Below are 23,246 nucleotides of genomic sequence, written 5' to 3' on the forward strand. Positions count from 1 at the left end.
TATATTTCCAAATTTCTTTTTTATCCAATATGTTGTATTTATTTTGATACTTGTAAATGCTTATCCTTATTAAAAGCTTATTTTTTAATTAGCTAATTTCATATTATTACAATTACATTGCATAAACTTCATTTTGCTTTAAATAACCACTATCTATAAGGACGCTGTTTATATTATTCTTATCTATAACTATTGGAGTAAGAATAATTGCAGGCACATTGGTTTTTCCAGTGTTCACATAAGTTTGTACATCTATAGGCTTGTTATTAGCTAAATTTATTGCCCCTTCTATAGCAGCATATGCTTCTTCTCTAGGATCATTAAATACTGTCATGGATTGAGTTCTCCTAACAATTCTTTGAGCAGCCTCTAAATCAGCATCTTTGCCTGTGACCACTACTCTTCCAGCTAATCCTTGAGCCTTTAATGCATCAATTGCACCACCTGCTATAAGATCATTTGGTGCTAATATAGCATCAATTTTATTATTGTTTGCTATTAAAGCCTCTTCAACTATTTTAAATGCAATATTAGAATCCCAATTTTTCACTGGTTTATCTGCAACAATCTTTATGTTTTTTATGTTTGCTAATGGCGTTATATATTTCATTGCCCCTTCCTTATAAAGTTTAGAATTAAAATTATCTGGATCACCTGACAGAATAATGTAATTTCCCTTTGGAACAGTTTTTATAAGATACTGTCCTTGAAGTTCTCCAATTTTTAATCCATCATAAGAAATATACAAATCTACATCACTATTTTGTATAAGTCTTGTATAATCTACTATCTTGACTCCAGATTTATGAGCTTTGTCAACCAACTCCGCTGCTGAATATGAATCTACAGGTACTAAAATTAGTACATCTATTCCTTCTGATATTAATTTTTCCACTTGTTGTGCCTGTTTTGCTGCATCAGCATCAGCATTTTCTATCTTTAGAGTAACTCCTTTTGTTTTAGCATATTCCTCCATAATTATTTTTTGCCTTTTCCATCTATATGTTATTTGATCTCCAAAAGACACTCCTATTACTATATCTTTTCTATCTATAATTTCATCTGTTAAAATTCTATAAGAATTATGTTCTTGCAATATTTTTTTCCCTATATCTAATACATGCTGCTCGACATAATAAACTGGTACAATAAAACCGTTTGGTATTGATAGATACATATTTACCACCCATTAATTATTAATTATTTATATATTAAATAATATATTCAATATATAGAGTTTATCTTTATACATTTTGAATTATTAAACTTTTTCAACACTTTTATATCTACACACATTTATTTTTTCCAATATATTTACTATAGTAAAAAGTATTGCTATTTAATGATAATTATTTTTAATCCTATATATGTTTTATTTATTAAAATAATGCTTACTTAGGAATAAGCCTAATAATTTTATCATCAGTTACAGTTGGATTTCCTCTCCCATCCCTATTACTTGTACTCAAGTAAATTGATCCATCCTTTCCCTCAATAACCTCGCGTAATCTACCATAATCATTTTTAAGCCATTCGTATACATTTCTTACTACTGTCCCTGATCGATTTAATGACATAACAAGTAATTGTTGTCCTCGCAAATTAGCAACTAATAATTTCTCCTTCCATGGCCCCTGCTTTATAAATACAATACCAGACGGTGCCCAAGTTTCTTCTCCACTTTGTATCAATGGCTTTTGTGCAATTATTTCGGTTGATTCTTCGTTCCCCTGAATCATAGGCCATCCATAATTGAGCCCTGGTTTTATTATATTTATTTCATCATGTGCTGATTGTCCATGTTCTGATTCATATAATATATTATTAAAATTCCATGCTAACCCCTGTGGATTCCGATGCCCTAAACTATAAATAGGTGAATTAATAATTGGATTATCTTTTGGAATGCTTCCATCTAATTCTATTCTCAATATCTTACCAGCTGTACTTTTTAAATCTTGAGCTAACAAAGAATTACCCGCATCTCCAGTTGTTATATATAATTTATTATCTGGACCTATCTTTATTCTTCCTCCATTATGAATTTGTCCTCCAGGAATTTTGTCTAGCAGAATTTTATTAATAACTGCTCTATTATTATTTTCAAATAATCTAACAACACGATTATAAATTATATTAGATTCTATATACGAATGCATAACATAGATATAATGATTTTGTGAATAGTTACGATCTAAAACAAGTCCCATTAGCCCACCTTCCCCAACACTTACAAAAGGTGGACTGAACTTAATAATTGGTTCCATCTTAAGTTTACCATCTTCAATAACTCTAATAGCCCCAGATCTTTCTGTAAAATATACTATTCCTTTATCACTTATATCTATAGCCCAAGGTATATATAGATTTTCAGCTACAATTTGAACATTGTACGGAATTTGCCTTGCCGAAATTACTTTTAATTTAACTTTAGCTATATTACTATTACGAAATATAATATTATATAAACTATTGTAAATTATTTTCTTCATCTATTACCCTCCCAGATCAATAGCTCTCTAAATATATACTTAGAAATTTAATAAATTAAGATTATAAGATTTATTCCTATTATTTTTATTAGTTATCCAATTATCATATTATTCATATATAAAACTAAAAGTACCTTTAATTCACCTAAAAATCTTATACATATTGAAACTTTTATATTTATATTATAAAAAGATAACTATAAGTAACTATTATAAAAATTTATTCTATACTTAATTTTAAGATATAAAAAAATACCGTAAAATTTGTCTCTAAAAATACGGCACATTTTTAATAATTGATCAAAAAACATATTTAAGATTTAAAACCCTTATTCACCAATAAATTTTATTAATTCCTGATTAAATTTCTCACGTTCTTCCCAAAATAATCCATGACCGCTATTTTCAAATGGTACAAGTTTAGAGTTTTGAATTTCTTTCTCTTGTGCCTCAGCCAATGAAAATGGACATATTTTATCATGAACACCATGAAGAATTAAAGTTGGAACAAATATTTTATTGAGATCAGAAAATAAACTTTCATCCCTAAGTGAAGTTGCAAGTGCCGCAGTAGAATACCCTGCTGCCTGAAGTCCTAATTGGAAAAACCACTCTGCAAATCCTTCTGTTACATGCTGAAAGAAAAACATATCTCCAAAATTTTTTAACATTTTAGGACGATCTTCATATGTCTCCTGAATAAGTTTATTCACATCTTCTTTTTCCAAACCATATGGAAATTCTGAACGCTTAATAAAAGTAGGCGCAGCAGCGGCAATCAATACTAATTTAGATACCCCATAGCCATTATGTCTAGCCATATATCTAACAGAAATTGCTCCTCCTACCGAGTGACCAGCAAGTGTAAAATTTTCTAATTTAAGCGCCTCAACTACACCCAGAATGTCATCTGCCAATTTGTTATAAGAATACCCATTCCAAGGCTTATCTGACTCACCAAAACCTCTTAAGTCAATACCGATACAACGGTATCCCATCTTAGGAAGCTTATTAAACTGATATTCAAACAACTTATGATTTGCAGGCCAACCATGTATAAATAAAATTGTCTTTTCTCCTCCTCGGTTGATATCTTCTACATAAATTTTTACATTTGGTTCTACTTTAACATAGTATCCCATATAAATACCTCCATTAAAATTTTTATTTATATATAAGTTCCAATAAAGAAACCTCATAATATTATTATTTAATTTGCACAAAACATATCTCAAATTATCTTGTGAGATAATTTGATTATGAATAATAAAATTTTCAACAAAGAATCACTGATTGAATTAGAATAATTGCTAAAAAACGTTAAAAATGCAAGAGAGAATTAAATTCAAATTTTCGTATTCATATTGTAGAATCAATATAATAGAGTATTAATATACTAATTAATATATTAATATTTTATAGGGAAAAAAATATGTATCTAATAATACCAGCTACTTTTTTTGTACCAGTTTATTATATTGAAAAGGACATCTTAAATATAGAGAATACAATACCATTTTCTTATAATGAAAATATTACAAATGAATATTTTAAAAGAAAGGAATTAGTAATAGGAGTATCTTTACCTACCCTAAAAGAAAATAGATGGATTATAGATAAAGAAATCATGGAAACATATGCTAAAAATAAAGGTATTAACTTAAAGATAGAAATTAATGATTTTGATGCAAATAAACAAGCTTCCCAAGTAGAAAATCTAATATCACAGGGCATAGATGTGCTAATTTTAGCACCTGTTGATCCAGTAGCCGCAGCAGATTTAATTGAAAAAGCTAATAAAGCAGGAATTAAGGTAATATCTTATGAAATACTCGCAAAAAATAGTAATGTAGATTTGTACATTGCTTTTGACAATTCAAAAGTTGGAGAGCTTCAAGGAAAGTTTCTTACTGAAAAAGTTCCAAAAGGAAACTATATTGTTCTGTCTACAGATCCAAATGTTGGCCTTAAAGAAAGTGCAATGAAATATATAAAACCTCTAATTGATATAGGAAACATAAAGATAGTTACAGATAAAACAATTAAACTTTCGAATCCTGCCACAACTTATGATATTGTAAAAAATGCTTTAATTAACAATAATAATAAAGTTGATGCTATATTAGCACCAAATGATACTTCGGCAGGTGCTGCAATTGAAGCATTAAAAGAATATGGCTTGGATGGTAAGGTAGTAGTAACAGGCCAAAATGCAAACTTACCTGCTGTTAAAAGAATACTTCAAAGAACCCAAGCTATGACCGTATTCAAAGATAATAGAGAATTGGCTAAGACTGCTATGGATGCTGCAGTAAAATTAGCCAATAACCAGGATTTAGCTATAAACACCTATATAAATAATGGAAAAATTAATGTTCCATCAATTATTCTTACTCCAATAGTTGTAGATAGTAAAAATGTAAATGATGTTATTATAAAAAGTGGTTATTACAATTTTAATGAAGTTTATGGCTCATAATATTAATTAAGCTTTAAAATTGATTTTTTTAAAATTGATAAATAAATAATTTTACAGTAAGTTCATAGCCGATTCTTCTGAAAGACTATTCTTATATTATCATGTTTATATAGTATAATATCTGTCTATTATTTTAAATTAAATTTAGAAAATAATATTCATCTAGTTTTCTACACTAGATGAATATTACAACATATTATATTTACTTAATACTAAAACTATTTTAAAATTCTATAATTATAAATACTATAAATTTTCCAAAATACTTCTTAAATTTATTAATTTAGCAGAAAATAAATTGGCGAATTCTTAATAAATAATGTAAATAACCTATAAAAATAATTATTCTAGCAATTCATTTATTAATTTTATAGCTATAGCTTTATTTTCTAATCCGTATTCACGTTTATCATATTCTATAATCCAAACATAGGTATCAATTAATGTGTATATAAGCTTATAAATTTTTCTACGTGTCTCTCTCTTTATATCATCACTTAAACCTTTACCATAACCTCTTAAAAATGGTTGATTAATAATCCAAGAACTAGCGAATTCAAAATCAATATCACCAAAAATTGCTCTATCTGCATCAATAATAGCTGCTAATTTATAACTATCCTCTTCTGCTTGTACTAAAATATTACCAGCCCACAAATCTCCATGTATCAAATGTGGTACTTTTATTTCATCAAGTATATTTTTGTATTTATTAATAATATCCTCAACTAAATTTAATTCTTTTATGCTAAATATATTAAACTGTTCAACCTTTTCTCGAAGCTTTAAAAACTCATCTAATAGATATTCACTCCATAAATCAAATCCTTTTCCTTTAGATACTTCGTAGACTCTTCCAAATTTATCTGAAGTAATATTGTGTAATTTAGCTATGTAGCTTCCTACCTCACTATAAATCTTCTCCTCTAATTCATTATTAATATCTACTTCTGATAGAACTTTACTATCAATATATTTTACAATCATATAATCACGATCTATAATTTTCTTTTCTGTATCACATAATAATATTTGTGAACAAGGAATACTTTGTTTACTACAAAGTTTGTACACATATTCTTCTGCCTCCATTAAATTAAGTTCAAATGGCAAAATTAAATGTTTATTTATAGGCCCTACCCTTAGTATCACCTGTTCCTTACTTTCAGGTATTTCTATATGATAGGTAGTATTAAACATTCCTCCTGATATTAACTTTTCTTTAAATTCAGTTTCTTTTCCAAAATAATTTTTTATTATTTTATTTATCTCATAATTACTTAATGCTTTATAAATTCTTGATGTTTCATTCATTATAATCCCCTCACTTTAATAATCTTCTATTTATATAAATCCTTAAATATACATTTTCTCTCCTTAATATTGTTAATACAAAAATCTTATTGTAACTAATTGCTGTAAATTCTAATTCATATTATAAAATAAAAAAGTATAAAAATATAATGAAAAAATTCAAGTTATTTGTAATTTTTTCTATGTTTATTATAATAAAGTTACTCTTAATTTTTTAACAATTGATAATATAAAAAAGATTTTTTTAAAGTTCTAAAATTTTAAAAAATAAAATTAAATAAATTTGTTTCTTCTATTTTCTATACTTTTACATTGCACTTATCTAAAACAATAATATTACCCCATAATATAATAATATTGTAATGTACAAAATTATTATATTAAGGTATAGTATTTACTAAAGCCTCTTTTATTGAATATTTTTACTTATTATGATATTATTTACTCAAAGTAAATTTATTTATTAAATATATGCCTATTTATTCTAACTATATTTGAATTGGAGGTTTAAAAATGATAAAAATTCTTTTATGTTGTGGTGGTGGCTTCTCATCAAGTGCTTTATGCAGTAAATTGCATAAAGAAATATTAGAAAACAACATGGAAAACGATTATTCTATTGAATTTTCTTCATTTGATTTAGCAAAAAACAAAATATCTGAATTTGACATACTTGTGTGTTGTCCTCATCTAAAATACGATGCTGTAAATATGATAAAAACTTTAAAACCTACTAAGCCTATTTACATTCTTCCACCAAAAATGTATGGAAGAATAAATTTTAAAGAATTAGCATTCGATGTTATAGATGCAATTGATTTATATAATAAAACTCAAAAAAATCCAGTATCTTTTCCAGGAGAAGAAAACACTCTTAAAATTACCAGATATGTTGCCTATCGAAATAGTAATCTTTAATTATCATTATATTTATTATAAAGTGAATGGAAACAAATGATATGATTTTAATATACTAATTATTAGATGACTAATTAATAGGTGTTAAGTATGTATATATCAATACCAGATGTTTTTATTGTACCAATTTATTATGCTGAAGAAGATATTTTAAACATAAAGAAAATAATATTGCCAGAATACAATTCTTATAACAATTTATTAGCGGAAGACATAAATAGGAATAAGATAGTAATAGGTGTAGCTTTTCCTGACCAGATAATACCAAGATTACAAAGAATAAAAATGTTTATGGAAGAGTACGCTAAAGCAAAAGGAGTTACACTAAAGATAGTAAATGCTGATTTAGACGCAGCTAAACAAGCTTCTCAAGTGGATAGTCTAATATCAGATGGAATAGATGCATTAATTCTAATGCCTGTAGATTCATATTCAGCAGCAGATTTAGTTGAAAAAGCCCATAAAGCAGGAATTAAGGTAATAGATTATGATAGACTTATACAAAATAGTGACTCAGACTTATATATTTCTTTTAATGGAATAACAAGTGGTGAACTTCAAGGACAATATCTTGTTAGAACTGTGCCAAAAGGAAATTATATTATTATGTCAGGAGATCCTGATAACTTTAATTCTAAACTGTATAAGGAAGCTGCAATGAAATATATAGAACCATTAGCTGATATAAAAGATATAAATATAGTTGTAGATAAACCTGTAAAAAATTGGGATGCAGGTATTGCTTTTAAGATAGTTGAAGATGCTTTGATTTCTAACAACAATAAAATTGATGCTATATTAGCACCAAACGATATTATAGCCGGCGCTGCGATTGATGCATTAAAAGCACAAGGTTTAGCAGGTAAGGTAGTAATAACAGGACAAGATGCTGACTTAGAGGCTGCTCAAAGAATTGTTAAGCGAACTCAATCAATGACAATTTTTAAGGATGCCAGGGAAGAAGCCCACGCTGCTATAGATGCTGCAATAAAACTAGCAAATAAAAAAACTATAGATGTATCTATATATGTATATAATGGCAAAAAGGATATACCTTCGATTCTTCTTACACCAATAGTTGTAGACAAGAATAATATAAACAGCGTCCTTATAGATAGTGGTTATTTAAAGCAAAATGAAGTCTATAGAAAATAATGGTAACTTAAAAGTAGTATAAATGTGTGCAGAGATTATGCACACATTTTTTTAATTCCATTGCCATAGAGATTTAACTTTTTATTGTATTCTTCACTTCTTTTATTTGCAAAGCATTGTTCTTGTAAAAACAACTATCCATAACAATCAAAGTAAAACTCTCATGATCATAAAAACCTACTACATTAACATTATAAGATTGTTGTTCTAATATAACAGCTTGGTAATACTCTCTTCTTTATTATTCCTTTTCCACTTCAATTAAAACATGACCTATTCTATCTTAATACTATAAAACATATTCTAATTGGCAGTCACATGGCTCTTTTTCGACATGTTGTTGATTATATTTCAATGCTTCTATGCATCCCATTGCTTTGTAAAATGCTTGTGATTCTACAGCAGAGTGTGCAGAAATATATAACTTTTTTGCATTATGAATTTTTGCCCATTGGGCAGCCATATGAAAAAGTTTTTCCCCTATACCATGGCCCCTCATATCCTCCGATACATAAATGTTGGAAAGATCAAAATATGTTTGTTCTTCATCAATGAATCCATTTTCCACTGATACAAATCCTTTTAATGAGTTTTCTTCAAATGCACCATATATAACCCCATCTTTTTTCAATGTTTTTTTAAGAAATTCTATAAGCTCCTTATAATCATCTTCACTCCATTGATCTATAAATGAAACATCTTTAACCATCCATTCATCATTTATTTTTCTTAAGCATTGTGTAACTTTTTGATTGCGCTCAAACTTTTTAAATAGCTCGTTATTTATTTCTTTAATTTGTAACTTCCTATATTGCATATTCTCCACCTCATCAATATATTTTAAATTATTTCATTATCATAAGTAGAAAGACCTGTACCACTTCTGTTAAATATTCATTATCAGGATAAGCTTTTGCAACATGATATCAAATCTATTTTCCCTTATTTTATCTTAAATCAGTTTATAGGAAAATTATAACACATTCAAAGTCATTATAAGCAAAAAATTCATAGAGAACCTTATTCTCTTAAAAATAGTAATGAATTATTTGGATTTATATGATATAATTACTAATATTTTAGCCAGATATGTATATTTGTGACTATTATCAATTATACATGTTATAGATTCACACATGATATTATAATGCATAAACTGCAAGGTTTTGTTTTAATCATTATGATATATTTATTTCAAGGGGAGGGAAGCTTATGGATTTGCTTAATTGTATGAATAATGCTATGGATTATATTGAATTGCACCTTACAGATACTATTGAATATAAACAATTAGCAAAAATATCCTGTTGCTCAGTATATCATTTTCAAAGAATGTTTTCATTTATTAGCGGTATACCATTATCAGAGTATATTCGGCGTAGAAAATTAACTTTGGCTGCTATTGAACTACAAAATAAGAACACCAAAATTATTGATATTGCTATGAAATATGGATATCAATCACCAGAGGCATTTTCTAGGGCATTTAAAAATATGCATGATGTTTCTCCTACAGCAGCTCGCAGTATGGGAATAACGCTTAAAGCTTATCCTAAAATGACCTTCTACCTATCTATTAAGGGAGGAATTGAAATGAACTATCGTATTGAAAAAAAAGAAGCCTTTGAGGTATTTGGAGTTGCAAGTACCATAAAAGCAAATAATCAAGAAACAGCATTTATTGAGGTACCAAAATTTTGTACAACCTGTGATGAAAATGGCTCGGTTGATCGTATGAATACACTTTTAGGACGTAGTCATGATACTATGTTGCACGCTGCTCTATATAATCATACAGAAAATTCATTTAAGTACATGATTTGTGAATATGTACCAAATAATATTAATATTCCAAAGGAGTATGAAAGATTATCTATACCAGCTTTAACATGGGCTATATTTCCAGCTGATAATTGTGATATCCCTACTGTATGGCAAAGAATTTATTCTGATTGGTTCCCAACATCAGATTTTGAACAAGTTGAAGGACCTCAATTCGAAATGTATTACGGTAAAGCCCATAACTCAACAGGGGAAGTTTGGATTCCAGTAAAGAGCAAATAACTACTATTTCAAACTTAACGCCTTAGTTATAAAATCAAATATTCTGTCTACAATACCGTATTATTCAGAAATGAATTTTACGGTATTCTTACTTAATTCTTTTAAAATACTCTAAATAATAACCTCTATTAAATTTATTTTCTTACTTACCACTATATTTATATCGATGAGTTAATCTCACAGCACCTTGATAATTACTTATTCCTTTATACTCCAAAAGAAAAGTACACTTATCTAGAACTCTTTGTGATGAAATATTTCAGCAAGACAAAGAGTTCCATTTTATGTATGGTGAAGTTTCTATTTTTTTGTTATAGTTCTTTTAATAATTAGCAAATACCTCATTTTATATAACTTGCTACATTCTTTATAAAATCGACTAAAATAAATATTCTTAAAAACCACTTGTAGTTATAATTTTAATTTTTCTTAATCTATTCCATAGCTCTTCTATTACTTTCCTGTAAATCTTCAACAAATTTTCGATGATTTTCTTCCATAATCTTTTTTAAGACAGATGGATCCGGAATATCAATATCAAATTTTTCATTTGACTTTTTTTGGGAATTTTTAGACTTAGTAATTGTACTATTATTACTTTTCACTTTTTTAGAAGAATTAACTTTTTCATTTTTAGCATTAGTAGTACTGCTCTGTTGTTCTGCTTTAGCCTGTTGTTCTGCTTTAGCCTGTTGTTCTGCTTTAGCCTGTTTTTGTTTCTCTTCTGCTATTCTTTCCTCGCTTTCCTTTCTTTGCTTTTCAAGCAATGCTTCATAGTCTTCTTTGGCTTTTTGCACAGCATTTTTTTTAGTATTAATTTTGTCCATAACAAATGTTGATTCGTCTGTTAACGAACTTAATAATGTTAATGCATCGTTATACTTATTGTCTTTAACTAATGCTTCTACATTTTCAAGCTTTTTTAAACTATCTTTACTTTTTTTAATAGCATCTATTTTATCAATAACACTATTATTATTTTTTATTTTCAAGCTATCATTATATATTTCTTCAGCTTTATTAAATTCTCCTTGTTCCTGTAGTTTTTCGGCCGTATATATCATGTTTTTATAATTATTTTCTTTTTTTGTATAGGAATACATTCCAAAAATCATAATAGATATACTTATTATTGAGACAATAGAAATTAATCTTCTTTTATTCATTTATTTACTCCAATTATAAATTTTTATTATTGCAATTGTAATATATTATCCATGCCAATTAAAATAATATCATGATAGCTAAATAATTCACATACTTTTTTACTGGTAATAAATCTACAAAATCCCTAGGTTTTTATATATTGCAATTTAAATTCTAAAGAACTTCTTTGGTATAATTATAAACACTCATGCCTGTAAACTTTTATATAATAGCAGATAGAAAATGTAAACAACCATAATTATAATTCATAGCTTAGCCAGATTCTATCAATATCAACATTTACCCCTAAATACTGTGAAAGTTTTTCTCTCCTTTTTTAATTAAAATAATCTAAATTATCTCTAAAAAATAAAACCACATACATTTACTATTGTTATAAAAAGACCAATAATTGAAAAAATAGCCAACAATCCAGCCAAACCTGCTTTACCTGTACCTTTTCCATTTCCATCTATAATAGTTATGTATAATACTTTTTCTTCAATTTTTAATGTTTTTTTCTCATAATACTTCCATCTAACCCCTGAAAATATAAAAAGAATTATCTCACCTATTACTACTGCAAACTCTAAGTTTTTTATTGTTCCTAAGTTTTTACTTACAATTATCCATATGAATAAGTTTATAAGCAAAATTATAATAAATTCAACTCTTACAATTTTCCATAACAATTCTATATTTTTCTCACCTATTTCCCCTATAACAAATACCAAAATAAAAAAACTTAGTATCGATACCATTATTATAATTGGTAACATATAATCCATATTAGTCCTCCTAAAAAGCTTATAACAAATTATTCTATGAAAATCTAAATTTTTTAGAATACATTCCATTTCAAATTGAAATTTAGCATAAGACTCTTTCGAGAAGCCCAAATTTTTTTAGACAGGAAATATACCCTGCAACGCAAAAAAAATTCTGAATATCATTTTCATCCAAGCCTTGAAATGCATATAGTTCATCCCAAAGTAAACTACTACCTTCAACATAAAAAAATCCTGATTCTAATTCAACACCAACAATAACTTTGTTTCCTCTAAAAATTTCGTCTTGATTTCCGTAAAGAAACCTTCCATTATCTTTATTTTGTATAACAAAGATAACTACTGACGGTTCTACTCCAATAGGTAACTTTTCTGCAAGTGGCTTGTTGTATAGTAGATTATACATTACTATCTGGTTTGCATTATCATCATTTAGTTCCTCTAAAATATACTTGCTTCTTAAATATTCTAAGACCTCTCTACCAGACTTCCGATTTGGGAGTAATTTGTCTTTGTATTCAACCCAGACCTCTTTCCACTCCTCAACCATTTCTGGCTTTGGTTCTTGCATTAACATATTTAGTACCTCCCTAAATTACCATTTACAGATTTTATATTATATTTTTTGATTGTTCAGCTAAATATAATTGTACTTCTTCCTTATTTAAAAATTTAATTTTTGTATTTTGAAACTCTTCATATTCATACTTTATATAAATAGGTTTCATTAACTCACAAGTTTTGTCTGTATTCTTTTTAAGATAAATTTTTAAATCTTCAATACTCACAAATATTTTATATGATTTTCTTCCTTTGATATTAACTACTTCATAAATTCCACAAGGCTTTTTCATTGTAAAATCAGCAGTCCTTAAATATAATTTTGCTATTTCTAAAGATTTAAAAGGAAAATTCCATCTTTGTACACTTCGTTTTTTATCTTTATCAATACAAATACATCTACCACAACTTCCACAGATATATTGCTCATGATTTTCTAAACAATCTTGTGATTTTAATAATGGAGTAATACGATTTTCTTTACTATAACATTCCTCACATATACTCATATTCATATTCCTTTCAAATTACTATTTATTAAAACTGAAATCCATCTACTTTATTTCTAATTTAAATTTTGCATCATTTGCATTTACCCCTGGAACAATTTTTTCTAGAAGGGCATAGATAAAATCAACACGTCCATCATTTCTTTGTCCTAAAATATCCAGTTTATTTGCATCAATTTTGCATTTTTCAGCTCCGATAATATTTATTTTACATAGTAAATTTGTAAACTATAATTAACAGTACTAAACCTACAGTTAATTTAAGACTCTAAATAGTATTTAATTCTTTAGCTAATTTATAATCTATTTCTTTATACCATAATCCTCTGTCAAAATAAATAAAACCTGCATTTTCTAATGCTCTTTGACTTGTTGTTCTAATATTAGCCCATAATTCATACTTATTATATCCTTCATATCGATAGCAACCTTTTGTTATAAACTCTAAATTACATTCAATATTTCTAAATTTAACTTTCTTAATTTTCATTAACCAAACACCTCAATAAATTACTATTTAGCTATATGTTGGATATAGATTATCATTTTCCTATAACTTCAAATTAACTTATATGAACATTATATCACATTCCCTTTTTTCTTACACTTGCTATGTTTTTACACATCTTTAAATAGCTGTAAATAAGAATTATAGGCCTAAAGGCATTGCAAGAAGTATCCTTACGGACCTGATAAAAAATACAGAATCATATAGGATTGGTGTTCTTAATGTAGACGATCAATTTAAATCCATGCAATCTTTCTTATTAGCATTAGGCTTTGAAGATGTTATTGGTCAATATGAAATGATTTTAAAATTATAAATTCTCTACGAAAATGTATTAGTCTATAAAATACTGTAATGTCATTTTCAAATATTGTAATGGATTGTAAGAAATTAATTTAATTAAGGAAACTCCTTCTCATATTCATTCTAATGAGTAAGTTCGCATTAACCAAATCTAAGATTTGGATGCTCACTTAAGAGATACGGAAAATGTTCTTTGAAAATTGAATAATACAGTGAAAAAATAACATCAAGATCTTCATATGTTTAAAAATCATGAGGAATTAATTGAAGTCACATGATATAATTAAGTCAGAATCATAAAAAATGATGAAGTAATGCTATATACAAGGGTGGTATTAAAAAAATGAAATTTAAATATAAAAGTTTTTCATGCGATGCAGATATATTTTATAGAGAACAAGATATTTTAGTGAGATTTTATGATAGTACAAATGAGCAAAACGAAGATGAGATTACAAATCTTGTTATTGTCGATCCTGGCTATGGCTATCTTCTTCTAAAATCTAAAGGAGATGCAGCTTTATTGAGTGGCTTCTTAGATGAGGCTGTATTTTCATCTGATGAGTTAGTAGATGCAGCAATTAATTTTTTAGAAAGTTTATCCTCGGTATCAGTGGATGTATATACACCATATCATGTTGATCGTGTTAAACTAACAAGTTATGTGGAATACAATGGAGAGTATTAGGATTTTTAATGAGATGACATCTTGTCAATTTCTGAACATCTAACTCCTTTCTAAATTGATATATTTAACGAATAACATTTTCTTTCAATTATTCTTTAAAAATTACGTTTTATCCATGAACCCATTATTTAAATAACTTAAAATATAGAAAGAATCCTGTCTATATTTTAAGTTATTTATATTTTTCTCAAGTATATTTTCTAAATCTTTCTTATATATGGTTTTTTCTCCAAAAATTTTTATCTCCTTACCTAATCCATATTTCAACAAAAACAATATATAAAAATTTTAAAAATATTATACTTATATATTGCAATTGAAATTCTACATTCAATTAAATCAATTTGATAAGGATAAGTTGAAAATAAGTTTTAAATTAAATTGTAGAAACCATATTACAATATATATTTATGGCTATTACGAAAACATTATATGAACACCATGTTTTTTCCTCTAATTTTACTATATTTATATATTAGTGGATACTACTATAAGTCAAAAAACTCCCTTTCAATACACTCTATAACTTCTGAATAATGTCTAATTTCTTTATTAAAACTATTAGAGAGTGCCTGCGATACAACTGGAAATTCATCTATAAACTGAAGATTTTCAATCTCTTGAATTTCAAAGCTATTTAAGACATCAATTAAGCCCTCTTTATTATTAGTCCATATTTTTATATATTTAAAACTTGTAATAAATATTTCATTTAATGAATTTTCATTATAGTTAGCTATACCAAACTCTAAACATCCATCATTAACTAATTCAAACTCATATTTTTGGAAAATGCTAATAATTTTTTCTAGTTTTGAAAACTTACTTAATGTTGGTTCTTCCTCTTTAAAACCTATAATTCCATAAGCAACATCATTAATTAAATTCCTTGTCAAACTACAAAACAGGCTCCAAATTTTATCAACATCAACATTTATCTCTACATAATGCGAAAATTTTTCTCCTACAACTTCTTTTATTGTAAATCCTTCAACTATATTTGCTGAATTTCTTTTATCATTGATTGATTTAACATCATATCCGTCGGGATATTCATTATCTTTAGGAATTCTAATACCTAATGGTAACTTATATAAAGCCATATTTTCACTCCTTTTGCATAATTATTGTTCATTTCGTATTCATATACTATCACCGTAATAATACATTTTTTACATAATTCTGTTCACGACACTTATAAAACAATCCTTTAAAAAAAATAATATTATTAAATCATTGAATAAAAGCCTATATCTTTTAAATATTAGATATAGGCTAATTTTAATAATATTGTAAAGTAATTTTATTATTTATTATTTTTGCCTAAGTAAAAAAAGCCATTTGACTTGTTACCATTCATTGTTGTATATATAACTGTTTCTAATTTTATATTATTAAAGTCTGATGTAATTGCTTCTATCCAACTTAAATCATGATGTCTAAGTACCGCTCCTTCTGGTAATTCAAAAATACCGTATTTGTTATATTTATCTTTATATGTTTTATATCTCTTTACATTTCTTTCGTCTGTATTTAATAAAAAATCATTTATATATAATATACCATTTGGCTTCAATACTCTTTTAATTTCATCCATAAGAAGAACTTGTTCCTCATCATCAACTATACAAGTTAATACCGCAAATAAAATTATTGAGTCAAAGCTGTTATCTGCATATGCTATTTTTTTATCTTCTTTTACATTAAGATTTAACCATGGAAACTGCTCTTTACCTCTCGCAATCATCTTACTAGAGAAATCTATACCGAATAAATTTTTGAATCCTTTAAAATATAATTCATTTAATGTCCTTCCATAACCACAACCAACATCTAAAATCATATCTTGCTTGTCAACGAATTCAGAGAACAGTTCAATTTGAAATGGTGTTGTAAACTGTTTGTCTGTAGCCACCTTATTCCAATACTCTTTTTGATTTCCTTTTAATTCCATTTTTAAAATCGCCCCCAAATATATTAATTGTATCTACTATGTGCAATCAAATTATATAAATTAATTAGTAATATTTCATTATAATTAATTTGAACTTATAAGAATGCGTATCTAACTCTTAAAGATACGTAATATTTTGCCACTTTGAATTTACTTATATGGAAATTATATCATATTATTAACTTTATTATATTCCTTTTTTACATAAAAACTTAAATAAAAGAATACTTCATATTCCCTATTTAACATATCATATTTCTGCAACAAAAATCTTCTTATAAGTAACCGTTACAAATTCCTATTAATACTATAAATAAAGAAATGTAAAATACTCAAAGGAAAATAAAATGAAAAAAATCTAAGCTATTTACAATTTTATGTGTACTTATGATAATGCTTTTAACCTTAGTTTCTTGTTGAACTACTAATAATAAAAAAGATATCTCTAAAGCTCTTCAAAAGGTAAGCTTAAATGAAGTTGTTCGTTCTGTTTTCTATACACCTATGTATGTTTATATTGCTAATGGATACTTTAAAGATGAAGGTTAAATATTGATTTATCTACTGGGCAAGATGCTGAAAGAGCTATCTCCAAAGCACAAATCTTATAGTTAGAAGTTTATACATAAAAGTTTAGAAAAAATAGACACCTAACTTCAAAAGCTAGATGCCTATTTTTATGTTTATATTGAAAATATATCTTTAAAAATTGAAAACTAAATTTGAAATCTATTTTCTTTCTTTTTTCCAAGAGTCATTTATACTTTTTCTAGTAGCAATCCAACCTAAAGGAAGGTCAACTAATTGAGTTAAAGTACCGTCTAAATAGACCATATGGGCTAATGATACAATCATAGCATCCTCAATGTTTATATTTTCTCCATGATGAAACTGCCAAGCACCATCTTCTTCATCATGAGAAACATAAAGTATTGGCATATCTTCATTAATAACTTGCATTGTTGTAAAAACTGCTGTATTTTCTACATCATTAAACTTCCATTCTTTGTTTATCTCCATGTTAGCATCTCCTTCTATATATTTTGATTAATCTATTTTACTTCTATAACTTAAAATAAGACTATTCTTCTATAATCCAATTAATTTTTTGATTTGTAGACTTTTCAGCATTTTTAATTACTTCAAACAAGCTTAGGAATTCCTCGCTTCTAACATTAAAAACTCCCTTTTCAAGCATAGATTCATATTCAATGTAATAGCAATTCACTTTCTTTATCATCTCTGATTTCAGTTTCATCTTCATATTCTCCACTATCATACAACTTATCTGATTTAATAATCCTAAGATTGAAAACAACACTTCTATCATAAATCCAAGATCTTCTTGCAATAATTACATTGTTTTCATTCATTAAATCACACCTTCCTGAAGAAAGTTACAATACTTCTCTAACTAGTAACTGTACATATTAAGTTAAAACTCATTAACATGTTAATTATAACATACCTCCAATTTCATTATATAAAAAATAAAATTAAAAGTATCATTTGTTGTTTAAAATCAACAATAATGAATTAACAGGAATTATATGATATAATCACTAATAATCAAGTTTTAATTGTACCACATTATAACTTATAAATAAATTTGGAGGACAATTCAATGATAAATATGGGAGTTAGTTTTAAAATTCCAAACGAATACGGAAATCATCTTTCAGATATATTAGAACCTTTACCTTTTAACTATTACCAATGGCTAATTAATAATGATGAGATACACATAGTCCACGATAATGAATTTACTAATCAATTTTTGTTTGATGAAGATAAAATAATATCTGGAGAAAAACTATATGAAAAATCAAAAAACAATACTTATTATATGGTATTTGTAACTTTAAGAGCTTTTTTAAAAGATGGAACTATAAAATCAGTATCAAAGTATAAAGAATTTACGGAAAGTGATTGTCAAATTATACTTGCAGTATATGACTGTTCCTATGTTATATTTTGGTGCAAAAATAGCCAATTGGTATCAAAAATGTATATGTATGCTCTGTCAAAGGGGTATGAAGATATTAAATATATTACTGAAGAAGAGTTAATCAAAAACAAATATTATATTGAGTAATCACCTTGGTACAGAGTATGCTTATAATAATTTTTAGGAGATGAACTATATGGATGATAAAAATTTCATTCGGTATATTGGAGATTATAGAGTACATGATAGTAGTATAGAAACAATTTTACAAAATGAAGATATTATTCAAGTATATTTAATAAGTAATGAAAATGAAAAAATTATAGTAACATTTATAGATGTTAAATCAATGAAATCTAATAGACCTGAAGGTATGATACTTTATTCAATTAGTGAGATGAAAGAGCAACCCCCGTTCCGTAAATTTATATTTGTAAACTGGGATGAAGATAATGATGCTTCACTTGAAATAATTGCAAAAGATTGTATATTCAATAATTAAATTCATCATTAATAACATTCTAATAAATTGAGTATTTAATACTACATACTTGATTGGAGGTAAAGATTGTATGAAGAAAATAACCAGAGATTTAAAAAAACACTATAGAGGTGTTGAAAAAAATTTAAGGGACTTTAACATAGACCTTTCTGAAAAGTCATGGTATAGAATGTGGCACATTCATTTAGATTGGTATGGAATAACTTCTGTGAGTCATAAGGATAGAAAAAAACACATTTTGTATTATCTCAAGATTTTTGATAAGATTTCTAAACAAGCAAATGAAACTGAAAGAGATTTTCAAACGTGGTTATATTTAGATGGGCATGATGGCGCTGATGATGCTCTATACTTTCATACCGAAAATCCTAAATTTGATTTCCCCTATTACCTAGATAATATTGAATGGGTTATAGAAGTTCCTTCTATACTTATAGGTTTAATAGATTTAGCTACTTTCAATATTGGTGTACTTAATGATAACGAAGGAAATCTACCTTTTTATATAATTCAAAAAAAGGGATTGGGATTGAAGATAAATGAAAAATAAACCTTCCCAATCACAACTCCTTAAAGAACTACCTAATTATAAAATTGTATAATAGATACTAATTATATTAGATTCTTAAATTATTGTGGACTATATACTAATATAAATAAGTCTAAAATTACTTGTAATGAGCAACTTTATTTATAATTTAATGAGGTGATGATATGAATAAAAAAGGATTAGAATATTATTTGAAAAGCTTTAAAATCAGAGATGAAAATACTGACAATTGTATATCATTAATACAATCAAATATTTCTGGTGGTCGTATAACCTATGAACAAATTGATGAATTAAAGAACCATCCAAATGCAATAGAAATATTGATAAGTGGCTTAACACAAGATACTTTTGATTACTTTATTGAAAATTATGGATACCAATTTAAAGTAATTCACTTTTGGAAATGTCCATTAATTTCAGACTTTACAAAACTAGAACAACTACCAAATGTAGAGTATCTATTATTCTTTTGGAATCAACGAGTTACACATCTATGGGATTTGTCAAAAAACATTCATTTGAAAGGTTTATCTTTTGATGATTTTACTAGAATGCATACATTGAAAGAAATTCCTTTAGCCCCTGCTCTTGAGGAGTTGTATTTTGGTGATAAAGTATGGAACAAGTATGTTTTGGAATCATTAAAGCCACTTTGTCATGCACAAAAATTAGAGACTCTAATCTTTTCAGCTAAAAAAATTGATGACAATGATATTAACCCTCTTTCGAAAATATGCAATTTGAAAAATCTAGAATTTCCAACAAACCTTTTTACAACCGAACAAGTAGCATGGCTAACTGCTAATACTACAAATATAAATTCATCTGTGCTTGCTCCATATTTAAAATTAAAACATCCTATTGATTGTGATGAAATAATAAAAGATGTTTTAGTAATAGGTAAAAGAAAGCCCTTTTTGAATTCAAAGCAAGACAAAACACGATTGGATAAGTATAAAAATAACTTTTATAGTTTGGTAAAGAAATACCGTGAAGAAAACAACCATGGCTAAAGCCATTAGTTTGAAATTCGCTTATAGAAGTATGTGTCTATTGCTAATGGATAATTTAAAGATGATGGCTTGGATATTGGTTTATCCACTAGGCAAGGTATTGAAAAAGCTATCTCCAAAATACACGTTTTATGATTAAGAAATTCTACATAAAAGTTTATAAAAATAGACATCTAACTTCATGAGCTAGATGTTTATTTTTAGACAATTATATTAAACTTATAAATTCCTCTTCATATTTTTTTAAATACTCTTCTAACAGATCATTAATAGTAGGTTTGCATAAATAAAACTCTCTATCTACTCTTTCAATCAATTCATCAAATCTTTCTTCTGATTCATCCCTACTAAACTCGTAGTCATATTCTACCAAAACTTTTTGTATGAATTCATCTCTGCTATTAATATTTTCTTCATCTAATATATCATAAGAATTTATTAATTCACTCACTATATCTAATTGTTTAAAAGCACCTATAACTTTCAACGCTTCTAACGTTTCATTTAAATATTGACCTTTCCTATTTGTAAAATATTGAATATGCCCGCCATTCTGAACTTCTGAATCATAATAGAAACATAATTGAGCCACTCTTTGTATATAGGTTAACTCATTATAATCTTCTACTGCTATAAGGTTAATAAATTCATTCCATTTTATGTATGGTGAAGTTTCTAATTCTTTTTTTGTTATAGTTCTTCTAATCATTTAATACTCACCTCATTAAAAGTATGATTTGACTTAAAAATCAAATTTTATTTTATCCTAATATTAATTTCTGTATTATATTTAAATTATATGTATATTTCTTATGTTTTAAGTTCATTAAACTAAATATATCTGCACTTCTTTTGAGGCATAAATTTGCATCCAATCAATACCATTTACTAATGGCAATATATTCTTATTAATTTCTATCTAAACACTATTCCTATTAGAAACAAATCATTTGTTAGAGTTTACTTTAGTTGCTGATATTGTTAATTACTTTCTTATAGTTTTATTAACAATTGATTTAATCTTTGATAAAAAACATTAGAAAATTAAAATAATAAAAAAATTACAAACTAAATTAAATATAAAAAGTTCTTTAAAAATTAAATACTACGGTGAAAAAGACAAAATTGAAATTATTAGGATTATATGGTATAATTGCTAATATTTTAATTGAAATCACAAATTATTTCATAACTAATGAATAACTACAAAATATATTTTGTAGTATCAAATGGAGGTATTAATAGTGAAAATAGTTTTTATGGGAACTCCTGATTTTGCAGTTCCTTCATTGAAGAAAATGATAGAGAAATATAATGTAAGTGCTATTGTAACACAACCTGATAAACCAAGTGGAAGGGGGAATAAGGTAGCAATTTCACCAATTAAAGAGGTCGGACTATCGAATGAAATTCAAATTTTTCAACCAGAAAAAATAAGAACAGACTCTGTAATTATTGATAAATTAAAAGAAATAAATCCTGATTTTATTATTGTTGTAGCATATGGTCAAATCTTAACTAAGCAAATACTTGACATACCAAGACTTGGATGTATTTGTCTACATGCATCTCGCCTCCCAATGTATAGGGGGTCAGCACCAATAAATTGGAGTTTAATAAATGGTGAAACAAAAACTGGAAATACAACTATACTGATGGATACTGGTATAGATACGGGTGATATTCTTATGAGAAGTGAGTTTGACATATCTGAATCTATGACAGCAGGAGAATTGTACAACTTATTAAAAATAAACGGTGCTGAACTGTTAGAGGAAACAATAAATGGAATCGCCACAGGTAAAATTTGTGGGTTAAAACAATCGAATGATGGAAGTTCTTATGTACAGATGTTAAACAAGCAAATGGCAAAGATTAATTGGAATGATAGTAGTATTAACATACATAATTTAATAAGAGGATTGAGTTCTTGGCCATATAAAAATATAAACTCATGGCCAACTGCTCATACTTATTATAAAGATATTCCAATTAAAATATTCAAATCCAAGTCATTAGAGTCAAATATTATTAAACCACCTGGTTATATCATAGATGCAAATAATGAAGGAATTACAGTCGCCACCAATAACGGTATTCTGATTATAGAAATATTACAGTTTCCAGGTGGGAAACCTCTTGAGGTAAAAGAATTTTTAAAAGGAAATAAAATAGAAAAAGGTATTGTATTATCATAAGCATAATTGATTAATAGTCTATATATGACTACAATATTATGATTATTGGTTCATAATATTCTGATTTAACGGCACAACAATAAAAAACAAATACTTATCTAAAACACCGTATTATTTAATTGAATTTTACGGTGTTTTTAGTTTGTAATACAA

Annotated in this window: 26 protein-coding genes; 10 read left to right on the plus strand and 16 right to left on the minus strand. The window is 26.8% G+C overall.

Annotated elements, in window-relative coordinates; genetic code table 11:
- Window positions 1-112: 112 nt before the first annotated feature.
- From BUB01_RS14415 to BUB01_RS14425, 3 genes are all read right to left on the minus strand, one after another.
- The gene (locus BUB01_RS14415; RefSeq protein WP_072989291.1) at window positions 113-1,177 is read right to left on the minus strand and encodes a sugar ABC transporter substrate-binding protein; all 1,065 of its coding nucleotides are present in this window, start codon (window positions 1,175-1,177) and stop codon (window positions 113-115) included.
- A gap of 214 nt (window positions 1,178-1,391) precedes the next feature.
- Complete coding sequence (locus BUB01_RS14420) at window positions 1,392-2,492, minus strand: PQQ-dependent sugar dehydrogenase (protein ID WP_072989294.1); 1,101 nt, start codon at window positions 2,490-2,492, stop codon at window positions 1,392-1,394.
- A 329-nt stretch (window positions 2,493-2,821) separates the two neighbouring features.
- On the minus strand, window positions 2,822-3,634 hold the full coding sequence (locus BUB01_RS14425; RefSeq protein ID WP_072989296.1) for an alpha/beta fold hydrolase: 813 nt from the start codon (window positions 3,632-3,634) through the stop codon (window positions 2,822-2,824).
- Between the two features lie 290 nt (window positions 3,635-3,924).
- Between BUB01_RS14425 and BUB01_RS14430 the strand changes: the two genes are divergently transcribed.
- Window positions 3,925-4,971: a sugar ABC transporter substrate-binding protein gene (locus BUB01_RS14430; protein WP_072989299.1), complete on the plus strand. Its 1,047-nt coding sequence runs from the start codon at window positions 3,925-3,927 to the stop codon at window positions 4,969-4,971.
- A gap of 342 nt (window positions 4,972-5,313) precedes the next feature.
- On the opposite strand, the gene BUB01_RS14435 is transcribed toward BUB01_RS14430, so the two are convergent.
- Window positions 5,314-6,285, minus strand: coding sequence for a phosphotransferase (locus BUB01_RS14435; RefSeq protein ID WP_072989303.1), 972 nt, complete (start codon window positions 6,283-6,285; stop codon window positions 5,314-5,316).
- A gap of 513 nt (window positions 6,286-6,798) precedes the next feature.
- Between BUB01_RS14435 and BUB01_RS14440 the strand changes: the two genes are divergently transcribed.
- Together BUB01_RS14440 and BUB01_RS14445 are read left to right on the plus strand one after the other, a co-directional pair.
- Entirely contained in the window at window positions 6,799-7,203 is a 405-nt protein-coding gene (locus tag BUB01_RS14440; protein ID WP_072989306.1) for a PTS sugar transporter subunit IIB, read from the plus strand.
- 90 nt (window positions 7,204-7,293) lie between these two features.
- Window positions 7,294-8,358 carry a sugar ABC transporter substrate-binding protein gene (locus BUB01_RS14445; RefSeq protein WP_072989309.1) on the plus strand — a complete coding sequence of 355 codons (1,065 nt, stop codon included), beginning with the start codon at window positions 7,294-7,296 and terminating at the stop codon, window positions 8,356-8,358.
- 289 nt (window positions 8,359-8,647) lie between these two features.
- Here BUB01_RS14445 and BUB01_RS14450 read toward each other — a convergent pair whose 3' ends face one another.
- Complete coding sequence (locus tag BUB01_RS14450) at window positions 8,648-9,175, minus strand: GNAT family N-acetyltransferase (RefSeq protein WP_072989311.1); 528 nt, start codon at window positions 9,173-9,175, stop codon at window positions 8,648-8,650.
- Window positions 9,176-9,570: 395 nt separating this feature from the next.
- On the opposite strand from BUB01_RS14450, the gene BUB01_RS14455 reads away from it, so the two are divergent.
- Window positions 9,571-10,422: an AraC family transcriptional regulator gene (locus BUB01_RS14455; protein ID WP_072989314.1), complete on the plus strand. Its 852-nt coding sequence runs from the start codon at window positions 9,571-9,573 to the stop codon at window positions 10,420-10,422.
- A 434-nt stretch (window positions 10,423-10,856) separates the two neighbouring features.
- On the opposite strand, the gene BUB01_RS14460 is transcribed toward BUB01_RS14455, so the two are convergent.
- The 5 genes from BUB01_RS14460 to BUB01_RS14480 all read right to left on the minus strand — a co-directional run bounded on the left by BUB01_RS14460 (window position 10,857) and on the right by BUB01_RS14480 (window position 13,916).
- Complete coding sequence (locus BUB01_RS14460) at window positions 10,857-11,588, minus strand: hypothetical protein (RefSeq protein ID WP_072989316.1); 732 nt, start codon at window positions 11,586-11,588, stop codon at window positions 10,857-10,859.
- A 342-nt stretch (window positions 11,589-11,930) separates the two neighbouring features.
- On the minus strand, window positions 11,931-12,356 hold the full coding sequence (locus BUB01_RS14465) for a hypothetical protein (RefSeq protein ID WP_072989319.1): 426 nt from the start codon (window positions 12,354-12,356) through the stop codon (window positions 11,931-11,933).
- 82 nt (window positions 12,357-12,438) lie between these two features.
- A complete protein-coding gene (locus BUB01_RS14470) occupies window positions 12,439-12,933 on the minus strand; it encodes a hypothetical protein (protein ID WP_072989322.1) in 495 nt (164 codons plus the stop codon).
- A 34-nt stretch (window positions 12,934-12,967) separates the two neighbouring features.
- A complete protein-coding gene (locus BUB01_RS14475; RefSeq protein WP_423231128.1) occupies window positions 12,968-13,426 on the minus strand; it encodes a hypothetical protein in 459 nt (152 codons plus the stop codon).
- Between the two features lie 268 nt (window positions 13,427-13,694).
- On the minus strand, window positions 13,695-13,916 hold the full coding sequence (locus BUB01_RS14480; RefSeq protein ID WP_072989326.1) for a hypothetical protein: 222 nt from the start codon (window positions 13,914-13,916) through the stop codon (window positions 13,695-13,697).
- Window positions 13,917-14,646: 730 nt separating this feature from the next.
- On the opposite strand from BUB01_RS14480, the gene BUB01_RS14490 reads away from it, so the two are divergent.
- Window positions 14,647-14,925: a hypothetical protein gene (locus BUB01_RS14490; RefSeq protein WP_143152504.1), complete on the plus strand. Its 279-nt coding sequence runs from the start codon at window positions 14,647-14,649 to the stop codon at window positions 14,923-14,925.
- A 488-nt stretch (window positions 14,926-15,413) separates the two neighbouring features.
- Here the strand turns inward: BUB01_RS14490 and BUB01_RS14495 are convergent, their stop codons facing one another.
- From BUB01_RS14495 to BUB01_RS23265, 5 genes are all read right to left on the minus strand, one after another.
- Window positions 15,414-16,028: a hypothetical protein gene (locus BUB01_RS14495; protein ID WP_072989334.1), complete on the minus strand. Its 615-nt coding sequence runs from the start codon at window positions 16,026-16,028 to the stop codon at window positions 15,414-15,416.
- A gap of 203 nt (window positions 16,029-16,231) precedes the next feature.
- Window positions 16,232-16,879: a class I SAM-dependent methyltransferase gene (locus tag BUB01_RS14500; protein ID WP_072989337.1), complete on the minus strand. Its 648-nt coding sequence runs from the start codon at window positions 16,877-16,879 to the stop codon at window positions 16,232-16,234.
- A 729-nt stretch (window positions 16,880-17,608) separates the two neighbouring features.
- Window positions 17,609-17,899 (minus strand): hypothetical protein, encoded by a 291-nt coding sequence (locus BUB01_RS14510; protein ID WP_072989341.1) that lies wholly within the window; start codon window positions 17,897-17,899, stop codon window positions 17,609-17,611.
- 61 nt (window positions 17,900-17,960) lie between these two features.
- Window positions 17,961-18,137, minus strand: a complete 177-nt coding sequence (locus BUB01_RS23260) for a hypothetical protein (protein ID WP_159433257.1) — start codon at window positions 18,135-18,137, stop codon at window positions 17,961-17,963.
- The gene (locus BUB01_RS23265) at window positions 18,088-18,252 is read right to left on the minus strand and encodes a hypothetical protein (protein WP_159433258.1); all 165 of its coding nucleotides are present in this window, start codon (window positions 18,250-18,252) and stop codon (window positions 18,088-18,090) included. Before BUB01_RS23265 ends, BUB01_RS23260 begins: the two co-directional genes overlap by 50 nt.
- Before the next feature lie 251 nt (window positions 18,253-18,503).
- Between BUB01_RS23265 and BUB01_RS14515 the strand changes: the two genes are divergently transcribed.
- The 4 genes from BUB01_RS14515 to BUB01_RS14530 all read left to right on the plus strand — a co-directional run bounded on the left by BUB01_RS14515 (window position 18,504) and on the right by BUB01_RS14530 (window position 20,895).
- Entirely contained in the window at window positions 18,504-18,974 is a 471-nt protein-coding gene (locus tag BUB01_RS14515) for a DUF2691 family protein (protein WP_072989344.1), read from the plus strand.
- A 49-nt stretch (window positions 18,975-19,023) separates the two neighbouring features.
- Complete coding sequence (locus BUB01_RS14520; protein WP_072989347.1) at window positions 19,024-19,329, plus strand: hypothetical protein; 306 nt, start codon at window positions 19,024-19,026, stop codon at window positions 19,327-19,329.
- Window positions 19,330-19,399: 70 nt separating this feature from the next.
- Window positions 19,400-19,879, plus strand: coding sequence for a hypothetical protein (locus tag BUB01_RS14525; RefSeq protein WP_072989350.1), 480 nt, complete (start codon window positions 19,400-19,402; stop codon window positions 19,877-19,879).
- A gap of 164 nt (window positions 19,880-20,043) precedes the next feature.
- Window positions 20,044-20,895 (plus strand): internalin G-like protein, encoded by an 852-nt coding sequence (locus BUB01_RS14530; RefSeq protein WP_072989354.1) that lies wholly within the window; start codon window positions 20,044-20,046, stop codon window positions 20,893-20,895.
- Window positions 20,896-21,103: 208 nt separating this feature from the next.
- On the opposite strand, the gene BUB01_RS14535 is transcribed toward BUB01_RS14530, so the two are convergent.
- The gene (locus tag BUB01_RS14535; protein ID WP_072989357.1) at window positions 21,104-21,604 is read right to left on the minus strand and encodes a DMP19 family protein; all 501 of its coding nucleotides are present in this window, start codon (window positions 21,602-21,604) and stop codon (window positions 21,104-21,106) included.
- A gap of 535 nt (window positions 21,605-22,139) precedes the next feature.
- Between BUB01_RS14535 and fmt the strand changes: the two genes are divergently transcribed.
- Window positions 22,140-23,093 (plus strand): methionyl-tRNA formyltransferase, encoded by a 954-nt coding sequence (gene fmt / locus BUB01_RS14540; protein ID WP_072989360.1) that lies wholly within the window; start codon window positions 22,140-22,142, stop codon window positions 23,091-23,093.
- The last annotated feature ends 153 nt before the right edge of the window (window positions 23,094-23,246 follow it).

Source organism: Clostridium cavendishii DSM 21758, assembly GCF_900141845.1.
In the GTDB taxonomy this organism is placed as follows: domain Bacteria; phylum Bacillota; class Clostridia; order Clostridiales; family Clostridiaceae; genus Clostridium_AG; species Clostridium_AG cavendishii.

Bases quoted from the DNA above. Each gene is read 5' to 3' on its own strand.
- BUB01_RS14535 (WP_072989357.1), bottom strand. From the start codon at position 21,604: ATGATTAGAAGAACTATAACAAAAAAAGAATTAGAAACTTCACCATAC.
- BUB01_RS14430 (WP_072989299.1), top strand. From the start codon at position 3,925: ATGTATCTAATAATACCAGCTACTTTTTTTGTACCAGTTTATTATATT.
- BUB01_RS14420 (WP_072989294.1), bottom strand. From the start codon at position 2,492: ATGAAGAAAATAATTTACAATAGTTTATATAATATTATATTTCGTAAT.
- BUB01_RS14445 (WP_072989309.1), top strand. From the start codon at position 7,294: ATGTATATATCAATACCAGATGTTTTTATTGTACCAATTTATTATGCT.
- BUB01_RS14510 (WP_072989341.1), bottom strand. From the start codon at position 17,899: ATGGAGATAAACAAAGAATGGAAGTTTAATGATGTAGAAAATACAGCA.
- BUB01_RS23260 (WP_159433257.1), bottom strand. From the start codon at position 18,137: ATGAAACTGAAATCAGAGATGATAAAGAAAGTGAATTGCTATTACATT.
- BUB01_RS14515 (WP_072989344.1), top strand. From the start codon at position 18,504: ATGATAAATATGGGAGTTAGTTTTAAAATTCCAAACGAATACGGAAAT.
- BUB01_RS14465 (WP_072989319.1), bottom strand. From the start codon at position 12,356: ATGGATTATATGTTACCAATTATAATAATGGTATCGATACTAAGTTTT.
- BUB01_RS14530 (WP_072989354.1), top strand. From the start codon at position 20,044: ATGAATAAAAAAGGATTAGAATATTATTTGAAAAGCTTTAAAATCAGA.
- BUB01_RS23265 (WP_159433258.1), bottom strand. From the start codon at position 18,252: ATGAATGAAAACAATGTAATTATTGCAAGAAGATCTTGGATTTATGAT.
- BUB01_RS14500 (WP_072989337.1), bottom strand. From the start codon at position 16,879: ATGGAATTAAAAGGAAATCAAAAAGAGTATTGGAATAAGGTGGCTACA.
- BUB01_RS14475 (WP_423231128.1), bottom strand. From the start codon at position 13,426: ATGAGTATATGTGAGGAATGTTATAGTAAAGAAAATCGTATTACTCCA.
- BUB01_RS14440 (WP_072989306.1), top strand. From the start codon at position 6,799: ATGATAAAAATTCTTTTATGTTGTGGTGGTGGCTTCTCATCAAGTGCT.
- BUB01_RS14455 (WP_072989314.1), top strand. From the start codon at position 9,571: ATGGATTTGCTTAATTGTATGAATAATGCTATGGATTATATTGAATTG.
- BUB01_RS14415 (WP_072989291.1), bottom strand. From the start codon at position 1,177: ATGTATCTATCAATACCAAACGGTTTTATTGTACCAGTTTATTATGTC.
- BUB01_RS14520 (WP_072989347.1), top strand. From the start codon at position 19,024: ATGGATGATAAAAATTTCATTCGGTATATTGGAGATTATAGAGTACAT.
- BUB01_RS14435 (WP_072989303.1), bottom strand. From the start codon at position 6,285: ATGAATGAAACATCAAGAATTTATAAAGCATTAAGTAATTATGAGATA.
- BUB01_RS14425 (WP_072989296.1), bottom strand. From the start codon at position 3,634: ATGGGATACTATGTTAAAGTAGAACCAAATGTAAAAATTTATGTAGAA.
- BUB01_RS14460 (WP_072989316.1), bottom strand. From the start codon at position 11,588: ATGAATAAAAGAAGATTAATTTCTATTGTCTCAATAATAAGTATATCT.
- BUB01_RS14495 (WP_072989334.1), bottom strand. From the start codon at position 16,028: ATGGCTTTATATAAGTTACCATTAGGTATTAGAATTCCTAAAGATAAT.
- BUB01_RS14450 (WP_072989311.1), bottom strand. From the start codon at position 9,175: ATGCAATATAGGAAGTTACAAATTAAAGAAATAAATAACGAGCTATTT.
- BUB01_RS14525 (WP_072989350.1), top strand. From the start codon at position 19,400: ATGAAGAAAATAACCAGAGATTTAAAAAAACACTATAGAGGTGTTGAA.
- BUB01_RS14480 (WP_072989326.1), bottom strand. From the start codon at position 13,916: ATGAAAATTAAGAAAGTTAAATTTAGAAATATTGAATGTAATTTAGAG.
- BUB01_RS14470 (WP_072989322.1), bottom strand. From the start codon at position 12,933: ATGTTAATGCAAGAACCAAAGCCAGAAATGGTTGAGGAGTGGAAAGAG.